Below are 10,325 nucleotides of genomic sequence, written 5' to 3'. Positions count from 1 at the left end.
ACCCTGCAGAACACGGCCTATTCAGTCAATATCAAGGAAAGACTGGACTTTTCCTGTGCTGTTTTCGACGCAAATGGCGCGCTGGTTGCCAACGCACCTCATATGCCGGTGCATCTGGGTTCCATGGATCGCTCGGTTGAAACGATCATCAAATTGAACAAGGGCAAGATCAAACCGGGTGATGTCTTTGCATTGAACGCCCCCTATAACGGCGGAACGCACTTGCCTGACATCACCGTTGTGTCTCCGGTCTTTGACGATGAAGGACAAAAAATTCTGTTCTGGTCCGCTTCACGCGGCCACCATGCGGATGTCGGCGGCTCGGCACCTGGTTCGATGACCCCGCGTGCGACCAATGTCAACGAAGAAGGTGTGCTCTTCGACAACTTCAAAATCGTCGACGAGGGTCGGTTCTGCGAACAGGAACTGGTCGAACTCCTGACAAACCATGCCTACCCCGCCCGCAATCCGCATCAGAATGTTGCGGATCTCTCCGCACAGATTGCTGCCAATGAAAAAGGCATTCAGGAGCTGCGGAAAATGGTGGCGCATTTCGGATTGGAAGTCGTGCAGGCCTATATGGGCCACGTGCAGGACAACGCGGAGGAAAGCGTTCGCCGTGTCATCGAGGCTTTGAAGGACTCAGAATATGAGTATCCGACCGACCAGGGTTCCGTGATCAAGGTCAAGATCTCGGTCGACAAGGACAAGCGCGAGGCAACAGTCGACTTCACCGGCACATCTGGTGTGAAACCCAACAACTTCAACGCACCCGAACCGGTAACACGAGCTGCGATCCTCTATTGCTTCCGGGTGATGGTGGATGGTGACATCCCGATGAATGCCGGCTGCCTCAAGCCGATCAATATCATCATTCCGGACGATTGCATGTTGCGGCCCTCCTACCCGGCAGCTGTTGTTGCCGGGAACGTGGAAACCTCACAGCACGTCACCAACGCGGTCTTCGCTGCGCTCGGCGCCATAGCAAATGCACAAGGCACGATGAACAATCTGACCTTCGGCAACGATACCTACCAGTATTACGAAACCATTTGTTCTGGTTCTCCGGCCGGTCCGGGTTTCAACGGGACTGATGGTGTGCATACCCACATGACCAATTCGCGTCTGACCGATCCGGAAGTTCTTGAATTCCGGTTCCCGGTTCTCCTGGAAGATTTTCATATCCGCAAGGGATCCGGCGGCAAAGGCAAGTGGTCCGCGGGCGACGGCACCGAGCGCACGCTGCGTTTTCTGGAAAAGATGGACTGTTCCATCCTGGCCTCTCATCGCACCATCACTCCCAAAGGAATGGAAGGCGGCAGTGACGGCGAGCTTGGCCGCACGGAAGTTCGCCGCCTGGATGGCAGCATCCTGCAACTTGAAGGTTGCGACCAGACTGTTCTGGAAGCGGGCGAAGCCGTCACGGTGATTACGCCGACCGCTGGAGGCTGGGGCGCTGCATAAGTGATTTCATGATAAGAGTAAAACGGCCGCTCACCGAGTGGCCGTTTCTATTTTCACAGGTCCTTTTCGCTAGAACGCCGACCTCGTCTTCAGCAGCGCACGATCCACTTTAAATGCCTACGAAAAAATATCACCCAGCAACTCCACTATCATTACTCCCAAAGAACAACTCTAAGTTTCACGAATTCATTACCGAGCAAGTTCCGAGCATTGCCAAAAATACTAATGAAGACGCCAACAACTCACCAAAATTCGAGATATCAACAAACTTTACTCAAGGATAATTGTTCACCCGCCTCCAAACAATAGAATGACTCTAGCTGTATTATCGCTCTTCTTGTCAGGCGGGCCGGACTGCAATGATGCCATTTCAATCAAGAAGGCAGGCTGAAACAGCACGAGAGCTGGATACCATGCTCAACAGTCATCGTGCCTGGGTTTACCGCCTCAACAAATCCCTTGTCTGCGGTTTACCTGCGGCCGTGGAAATGATCGCTGACGATGCCCATCTTCATTGCACACTCGGAAACTGGCTGGAAAGTCGGGCGATGCAACTCGATCTGAATGAAGACACTTACGAAGATCTGGTCGCCCGCCACAAACGCGTTCACGATATTGCTCGTGAAATGGTCCGGACTGTCCAGGCGGGTCACCGTATCCAGGAGGCAATTTACGACGAATTTCTGGAAGCTTCTGAAGAGTTCTCCGGGCTGATCGAAGGTACCTATGATGGAATCATCGCGTCTATCACAGCCACGGATCCATTAACTGGTGCGGAAAACAGGACGCTGATGACCGAGCGGCTTGAAGAGCGGATCTCCAAAGCAAAAGAAACCGGATGTGAAGTCTGGATCATCATGGTCGATCTCGACCGTTTCAAATCGATCAACGACGTTCACGGCCACGAACTTGGTGATACGGTTCTCAAGAAGTTTGCCGCCGTTGTCATGGACCATATCCGCACAGATGACCTGTTTTTTCGCTATGGCGGCGAAGAGTTTTTGCTTTGCATCAGCGACGTCGACAAAAACACAATTTCGCGCGTCGCGGAACGACTGCGTGAGGCAGTTGCGCGCAAGACTTTCGAAACACCGGACGGCAATCGATTTTCGATTACCGCTTCCTTTGGCATTGCGGCAATTTCAGTGAATAAGCAGATCAACCAAGCGATAAATGCAGCTGACGCTGCCATGTACGCCGCCAAACATGCCGGTCGCAACAAGGTCAAATTCGACCCTGCCAGCACACAACCGGCATGAGTGGTTTCAGTCCTGCGAGATCACCGACCCGAGCACTCTTTTTCGCAGGCTTGTCGCCCCAATTTGTTCTGCATCGAGAAATCTGACTGATATCAGCTTCGGAACAGGCCGCTTGATCGCTCGTTTTGGAGCATCGCAAAGCTCAAAATCACGACTTTCAAGATGTCCGGAAACATCCTTTCGAGACATACCGAGCCCCTTTGCCAGAATTTGATCGAGCCGAGCTCGGCAAGCATCGGGGTTGTGAATTGTAAGCATCGCGCACATCTCCCCTCTGTCATGGCAGCCGATCAAACGTCGCTCAATGGTGAACTGTGCGTCTTGCTCAATTACCGCTTCCAGCTTTCCTGTATGACAAGCCATCTGCTCGGCAAATGTCGCGTCGTTCCGCTGAAGAGCTTCCAACTGTTCTTGCGGCAGACTGCTCACCGGTTGGCGCTCAAACAGCGGTCTGTTCCACCGTTTGCCACAGAACACGCACCGATAAATCAACCAGGCATCCAGACGACTGCCATTGGCGTTCAACCTGAATTTGGATGTGGAGGCAAATGGCATGACAATTCCACAGCGGCCGCAGGGACGTTTGATTGCAGGAGTAGCAGGGTTTCGAATAGTCCATTCAACATTCAAAAAAGACGACATTCCGTTGGTCTTCCTTCAAAAGGAAGCTCGTCAACGAAGGATCGAAACGGGCCCGGCGGCCAAAGCCGCAGGCGCTCAGTCTGGCTTAATTTTCAAGAAAGGAAACGCAGCGTATCGGAAAGTTCAGATACGGTCTGGCCAAGCCACACCGGTCCCGATCCGCCGCACGACGAACAAGTCAATACAGGCTCAAAAGAGCTAAGCGGGATCGAAGACCGGTCAGAGCGTAGGCAAAACAATCGTCCTGAATGAAAAAGATGCTCTTGTGTAAGAGGACGCGCAACCAGGCACAAGTGTAAAAACGCAACGGTTTGCACAGCACAGATTACATCTGCCGAAACTCAGAGAGATGTCTTACGCGTTCCTCGCCTGCATCGCCAATGCTACCAGCGTGGATCTGACATCTTCGGGTTTGTCCAACACGTCAACAAACCAGAGCCGTTCAATTCTGTCTCCTGCAACAAGGTCAAGCCCTTCAGGATCCAGACAGGCCAAACGCCAATTTGCCCTTTCCGCCTTGCACAAAACTTCGGCGTACAGTTTGATCGCGTCCTTGTGGTCATCATTCATGTGCGCAACTGCACCGGCTTCCATATCGGCCCAGCGCTCAACACCATCAACTGGCGTGAGAAGATCGGTCTGTTCAAGTTCGAAAGCCTTGCCGAAGCCGCCATTGAGGCTTGCTCGGCTCAACTCCAGACGGAAAAAGCAAAAATCCCCGAAATCGATGTAAAGCTCCGCCTTGGGATGTCGGGCCAGATAGCGCCGGCGCATGCGTAAATGCGCAGGGCTTCCCCTTTCGAGAGGAACCGCCGTGCAAAACAGTGTCACGCGGGGATGTGCAAGCGGGTCGCCCTTCCCAGGTTCACCGACAAGTAATGAACAGGACGAGGTTTCTGTAATGGCTTTGGTGTGGCCTGAAAGTGTGCTTGTCAAAATAACAGGGGTACCATCAAGATCGGTCGCCAAGGCCACTCTGCTTGCCAAGGGATGCCCCGTTCCCGGTTCAATTGCTGCCAATGCCCCAAATCGTGCACTGCGCATCAGATCTTTTGCCAGTCGGCGGGCCTGATCATCCGTCGGACGTATCACCGATTTTTGCTCCTGCGGGCCTTCGTCTTTCGTTTTCATGACCACCTCCTGACCGTAGTCTTATCAAGCAAAAATGCGATGTTCTCCTTAACAAACATCAACTCACAATAGAAATCTGAACGTCAGATGAACGGGGGTCTCAGAACCGGTTCAGCCCTCCCATGAGATTGTCACTCCATCAGATACGGCGCCACGAACGAAACGGCGCAGGTCCTTGGAGAGAAACCATGAACACCTTGAGCAAACGTCTCATCGCCGCAACCCTTTCGAGCGCCCTTCTCGTTCCGACAATGGCAACCGCGGAAGCCGGGCAAAAACATGGCTGGAGGGGTCACGGAGGTGGCTACCACCACCATCACGGCAAACACCGCAAGCACTATCGCCACAAGAACAACAACAATGTCGGTGCAGCTGTTGCCGCGGGTGTTATCGGTCTTGCTGCGGGTGCCATTTTGCTTGGCGCGACCAGCCAGCCACGCTATGCAGCCCCGCCACCAGTAAACTACTACCCGCCGGCTCCCTACCCCGGCCGCGTACACGGAGCAGCAGGATACCAACCCTGGAGCCCTGCCTGGTACCAGTACTGTTCATCCAAATACCGGTCGTTCAATCCGTCGACCGGAACCTACACAACATATCGCGGTGTACAGCGCTTCTGCCAATGACCTCATCAGGACCCCCAGCAGTATCTTGACTTAAGCCCCGTGACTTGTGGCAACAGGACAAAAGCCAGCCGAACTGGCTCCAGCCTGTTGCCATTTTTTGTGTGATCGAAATCCAAATACAAAACGGATCGCGAATGCACCGGATTGCTGATAAGAAATCATTTCCAGTCTTCCGATAGTCTAGGTCTTTATGCTCAGAATTGTTCTGAACACTACGGTCATAATAATTCTTACGCTCCTGACCCAAATAGGGGGTCTCGCCTGGATTGCCGCTCTCTTTGCCAGACGGCGTTTCACAGTCTTTCTTCTGGTTTATGCGTGTCTTTCACTCGCCAGTCTCTGGATTGCCCCAATGTTCGGCCGCGTTCCTTTGAACTGCTGGTCGAACGACTATTTTCAGATGCAATCCGGTCTCTATTGCGTCTTGAACCGGCACTACGTGTCACCGATTGTCCGGGAGACTGTTCAAGAACTTTCAGATCATATGACGTCAAACTTTCCAGGCACGGTCACGCTCGGACTTGATGGCAACTTTCCATTCTTTGACGGTTTTCCCCTTTTGCCTCATTTGTCTCATGACGATGGCCGCAAACTTGATCTGACTTTTTACTATCGAGATGAGGACGGATATCTGCCTGGAAAAACAACCTCTCCAGTCGGATATTTCGATTTTGAGAGCGGTGAAACCGATTGCCCTGACAGGTGGCTCACGATGCGCTGGAATTTGCCATGGCTGCAAGGACTGTGGCCCGATTTCCAGCTCGATCCGGTTCGTACCAGCGCGGCCATAGCCTGGCTAGCGAAAGATCCTCGTGTAGAAAAGGTCTTTGTCGAACCTCATCTGCGTCAATCACTGGGAATCAATTTCGACAAGGTTCGGTTTCAGGGATGTCACGCAGCAAGACACGATGATCACATTCATTTTCAAATTCGATAGATCTGATTTCACTGGCAGATGAGATAGGTGCAGCTCTTGCCGTGACATCCGATGTCCAGATGGAAATGCGATTTGTGATTTGGATCCGCATCAGGGCCGAGCACTGTTGTGAAGCGTTTGCAGGCCGAAGCGTGAATGGACTTCAGAAAACGGCCCTCTCTCGTTTCAGCCCCCCAATCTTCCTGGACAGAAACGAAAGTACTATCGCCGAGTTGAAATCCTGTCAGATCGACCGCCTTGCCGAGCGCATGTTCGGACAGTTTTCCATCCGGCTGATTATTGCGGCGACGGCACTGATACCCCGGGCCGTTTCTCAATTTGACTATGGAGTGTTCAAGGTGCTCTTCGGCCGCCGGCAGCACATCTTCTTGAAGCCATTCCGCGAAAACCTTGGCAAATTCGCACGAAACGGTGATGGGGCTTGAAAAGGAGGTCCTGTGATCCCGGTCGTGAATGCCAAGCAGTTTTACAGGCGCAGCTACTCCGCATGCCTTGTCACCGATATCGGCACCGTTGAACGGCATCGTTTGTTCAACCGTTGCTCCGTCGATCTCGCAATCGACAGCTTTCGGCTTCGCTGAAGTTTCCTTGGTTGCTTCATGTGCGGTGGCATCCGGTTTGGATGGGGGAATGTCAACGCCTTCAATGAAGTCGTGAGGTGATGTCGGCGTGATCGGTTTGACCGGAGGTACGGGATCGGAGGCCATTACCGGCTCAGAATGGGCAAAGCCGTAACTCAACAAAAACAAAAAACACAATACGGCTCTCTGCATCCATTTCCTCGACAGGAATCACTCAGGACCAATCAGGTGATGATTGAATATCCAATTCCCCACGTCTATGGTCGGTTATCCCAAACAGGACAATTTCCATGACACTTGAGCTTTATTCCGCCTACGTGATCGCAACCCTGATTGTTCTGGCCATACCTGGACCGACAATCATGTTGGTGGTTAGTTATGCGCTTACTCAAGGGCGCAAGTCAGCGTTTGCCAGTGTTATGGGTGTCGGCCTTGGAGATGCGACTGCAGCAAGTGCTTCTCTTTTGGGCCTTGGTGCCGTTCTAGCGGCTTCGTCGGCTGCATTTACAGTCCTCAAATGGGTCGGCGCTGCCTATCTGGTCTGGCTGGGCATCAAGATGTGGCGAAGCCGGCCGACCGCGCTTGGAGCGCACCAGGTAGCAGATGTGCCGGCTAGGAAGATATTCTGGCATGCCTATGTCGTCACATCGCTCAATCCGAAAGGCATCATTTTCTTCATGGCGTTTCTGCCACACTTTATTGCCCCACAGGCCGCCGTCGTACCTCAGCTCACACTGCTTGGCTCCACATTCGTGGTACTTGGTGTCCTGAATGCGGCGATTTACGCTCTCGCTGCCGCAGCCGTAGGACAGAAACTGAGAAGCCCGTCACTGATGCGGCTGGTCAATAAGGTTGGAGGCGGTTTCCTGATCTCCGCCGCTGCCATGACGGCAACGCTACAGCGCTCGACCAATTAGACCAAGCCGGATTAGATCAGCGGCTGGATGCAAAAGGCACGTTCTTTTTCGGAAGGGTTTTGGCGTCATTCGCCGCTTCTTCTTCCATCTTCAAACCGAAAACAGAGCCAGATTTCTTCAGCGTCTCCAGCGAACGGCGAGCGCCTTCGTCGCTGAGTGCGGAGTAGCGTTGAATAGCAGCATTCAACTCAAACCCACCCATGCGAAGGCGTCTGGCGCGCATCGTAAGGATGTCCTTGTAGGCATCCGATGTGACACCGTTGGCTTTGCAAAGAATAATCAGCGGCTTGTCGCTCAGGCTGAACAGAAGTTGCGAGACGGCAGCAGGCGGCAATCCGCTCATTTTGGCGAGCAACATTCCAAGCTCTGCCGTTCGATCCGACCTCGCGAACATCGTCACGACGTCGTCGATTTTTGCCTTCTTGCTGACGACATCACGGATCAATGCGTTCGCTTCTTCGCGCGCGTCTTCCAATTTGCGGGCGCGTGCGGCCACCTCCGTGGCGGCTCTTTCGGCCAGTAGCTGAACGAGAGTGTTATCGGCGCCCAATGCCCCGACCCTGGCTTTCAATTCCTCGGTCAGAAATGGCAAAAGATCGCTCGCCGCTTTTTCAGGCAGGTCCGTACGTTTGATCAAAGCAGCCTGTATCGCTTCGTTTGTACGTGCCTTTTCAACCAACTTCAGGAACGAAGCTTCTTCAAACTCGGCCCCCTTGTTGCCGGCGACCTTGGTCAGAACCATGGAATCACCGCGATCGACCAGGACGGTCGTTACCGCCTTGTCGACAGTTTTTCGGACAGCAATCGCGCCCAGATGTTCCATGGAGGCAGTTGATGCTATCTCGACCAGATCTTCTGAGGTCAGTGCAGAAGAGTGTTCCAGAACCGGTGCGGCAACCGAGATCTTGTCCTTAGCCAGTTTCACCATCAATTCGCGTGGAGCGTCGGTTTCCTGGCAAACACGTTTGGCCAGAACCATTTTTGTTTCTTCTTCAAGTTGCCCCAGTACCTTGAGGACAATGTCACCGAAAAGAAGACTGATCTGCTCGTCCCGATCATCGCCAGCACTGACAAAAAGGTCCGTAAGCGACTTGATCAGTCCCTTTCGGCCCGCAGGACTGGTGTCCCTTGCCATATCAGCCAGTTTTGCAAGACTTAACATCTACTCTCCGACGCGCAGATCGCGTTTCGACACAAGATACCAAACGTCTCTTAACATTACGCTACTGCGGATCTTCCCATTCCGGTTCGGAATGCACAAAATCAGGCAATTTCTGGGCACCCTGCAATCAAAACCAACTTCGGGAGGAAGGTTGTAAATTTTTTTGAGACGCCATTGTCGAATTTCACAGGCCAGGAGGCAGCGGCGGGTTTCTTTCTCTATCAAGGCTTTAATTAACACTTCGCCAACATCCACAACCCAGGGGCGCATTGCTACATTGCAGCGCAGCATCTTTTTTGCTTCTTTTCCCGGAATCCCTGTCTTAGTATCGCCCGGTCAAATAGAGGTAATCGGGAGCGGACAGATGACTATTGTACGAAACCTGAATGTGATTGCCTTTCTCGCAGCTTTCGCTTTTTTGGCTGCCATCGTTGTCGGCGTCATTTGACCCGGCACGAAAATGTAAGTGAATAGAACCCGCTGGCAGGTGTGCGGGTCGTTATATTGCCAACAAAAAATAACAGTAATCACTTCTCGAGCCGCCGCACCAGAAGGTGTCGGCCGGCCACGAAGTGTCTTGGCTTCCAGATTAAACTTTCGCCAGCTTTTGAGAGGCAGTAACGGCGATGCAAAGCCGCACGCCTCCAAATGAATAGTTGGCTCCAACTTGCGGCATCCAGACGCAATTCAAAATTGCACTGTTATGTCGGAGAGTTCGTCTCACATGCGCCATGTGAGACGATTATCACGAAGCCTGCGCGACATCCGGCATTCAAACCGTCGCGCGGATTGAAACTTCAGCCCTGACCTTGAAGCCTGCTACGCAACAAGTTTCAGAGTTTGCGCCAGGGCCGCCTCTCGTTTGGACGGATCCATCATCAACTGATCGGCCGCGATGATTGTGACATCCCTAATACCGATAAAGCCGAGCACGTGTTTGAGATAATTGGCGGCATAATCGATTTCAGATCCAACTCTCGTTCCACCTGAAGCTACGATTACATACGCTTTCTTGCCTTCCAGCAGTCCAACGGGACCTGTGTCAGTGTATCTGAACGTTTCGCGTGCGCGGGCGACAAGATCGATCCAGGCTTTCAGGGCTGCCGGCACAGAAAAATTGTAGATCGGCGTGCCGATGACAATCGTGTCGGCAGCCCTGAGCTCAGCAACGAGGCTGTCGGAAAGTGCCAGCTTTTGCTGTTGTTCTTCGCTGCGTTCCGCTGGATCGGTGAAATTGGCACCGACCCAATCCTCATCGACAAAGGGCAACCCATGCGAGACATCTCTGACCAGAACTTCTACTTCCGGAGATTTGCTCGAAAGCTCTGAAACGAGGGTTTTGGTCAAATCGCGCGTTACCGAGGCGGTTTTACGGGCCGATGCGTCGATTTGAAGAATGGTACTTCCGGAACTGCTCATGGAAAACTCCGTTTCATCGCGGCTATTTATCACCGCCGCTGTTCACAAATTACAGATAGTAAGGCCATTTTGACCTAACTAGTGATGAAATGGTGAACAGTGCGTCGAGCTTTACCACGCCAAACGAAGCACCTCAGTTCGTTGAAATTGGCAGCGATCAGGATCCGGTAATGTGATCTTCCCGAGT

General features: G+C 52.8%; 10 protein-coding genes. 5 read left to right on the top strand and 5 right to left on the bottom strand.

Annotation, left to right across the window (positions count from 1 at the left end; all coding sequences use genetic code 11):
• Positions 1-1,464 (top strand): hydantoinase B/oxoprolinase family protein (locus K5905_RS18215; RefSeq protein ID WP_297586394.1); only part of this gene is annotated, 1,464 nt, incomplete at its 5' end.
• 362 nt (positions 1,465-1,826) lie between these two features.
• Positions 1,827-2,723 carry a diguanylate cyclase gene (locus K5905_RS18210; RefSeq protein WP_297586393.1) on the top strand — a complete coding sequence of 299 codons (897 nt, stop codon included), beginning with the start codon at positions 1,827-1,829 and terminating at the stop codon, positions 2,721-2,723.
• 6 nt (positions 2,724-2,729) lie between these two features.
• Here the strand turns inward: K5905_RS18210 and K5905_RS18205 are convergent, their stop codons facing one another.
• Both K5905_RS18205 and K5905_RS18200 read right to left on the bottom strand, forming a co-directional pair.
• Positions 2,730-3,278, bottom strand: a complete 549-nt coding sequence (locus K5905_RS18205) for a DUF1062 domain-containing protein (RefSeq protein WP_297586392.1) — start codon at positions 3,276-3,278, stop codon at positions 2,730-2,732.
• 441 nt (positions 3,279-3,719) lie between these two features.
• Positions 3,720-4,496 (bottom strand): DUF2470 domain-containing protein, encoded by a 777-nt coding sequence (locus K5905_RS18200; protein ID WP_297586391.1) that lies wholly within the window; start codon positions 4,494-4,496, stop codon positions 3,720-3,722.
• A 188-nt stretch (positions 4,497-4,684) separates the two neighbouring features.
• On the opposite strand from K5905_RS18200, the gene K5905_RS18195 reads away from it, so the two are divergent.
• Together K5905_RS18195 and K5905_RS18190 are read left to right on the top strand one after the other, a co-directional pair.
• Positions 4,685-5,122: a BA14K family protein gene (locus tag K5905_RS18195; RefSeq protein ID WP_297586390.1), complete on the top strand. Its 438-nt coding sequence runs from the start codon at positions 4,685-4,687 to the stop codon at positions 5,120-5,122.
• 352 nt (positions 5,123-5,474) lie between these two features.
• Positions 5,475-6,059, top strand: a complete 585-nt coding sequence (locus tag K5905_RS18190) for a hypothetical protein (protein WP_367186986.1) — start codon at positions 5,475-5,477, stop codon at positions 6,057-6,059.
• A gap of 8 nt (positions 6,060-6,067) precedes the next feature.
• Here the strand turns inward: K5905_RS18190 and K5905_RS18185 are convergent, their stop codons facing one another.
• Positions 6,068-6,766, bottom strand: coding sequence for an extensin family protein (locus K5905_RS18185; RefSeq protein ID WP_297586387.1), 699 nt, complete (start codon positions 6,764-6,766; stop codon positions 6,068-6,070).
• 164 nt (positions 6,767-6,930) lie between these two features.
• On the opposite strand from K5905_RS18185, the gene K5905_RS18180 reads away from it, so the two are divergent.
• The gene (locus K5905_RS18180; RefSeq protein ID WP_297586385.1) at positions 6,931-7,557 is read left to right on the top strand and encodes a LysE family translocator; all 627 of its coding nucleotides are present in this window, start codon (positions 6,931-6,933) and stop codon (positions 7,555-7,557) included.
• Positions 7,558-7,573: 16 nt separating this feature from the next.
• On the opposite strand, the gene K5905_RS18175 is transcribed toward K5905_RS18180, so the two are convergent.
• Together K5905_RS18175 and K5905_RS18170 are read right to left on the bottom strand one after the other, a co-directional pair.
• Positions 7,574-8,719: a DUF2336 domain-containing protein gene (locus tag K5905_RS18175; protein ID WP_297586384.1), complete on the bottom strand. Its 1,146-nt coding sequence runs from the start codon at positions 8,717-8,719 to the stop codon at positions 7,574-7,576.
• Positions 8,720-9,538: 819 nt separating this feature from the next.
• On the bottom strand, positions 9,539-10,138 hold the full coding sequence (locus K5905_RS18170; RefSeq protein ID WP_297586382.1) for an NAD(P)H-dependent oxidoreductase: 600 nt from the start codon (positions 10,136-10,138) through the stop codon (positions 9,539-9,541).
• Positions 10,139-10,325 lie beyond the last annotated feature (187 nt).

The organism is Roseibium sp. (assembly GCF_025698965.1).
Taxonomy (GTDB): Bacteria; Pseudomonadota; Alphaproteobacteria; order Rhizobiales; family Stappiaceae; genus Roseibium.
The sequence above is the reverse complement of the archived record's forward strand: the minus strand, read 5'-3'. Positions and strand labels throughout refer to the sequence as shown.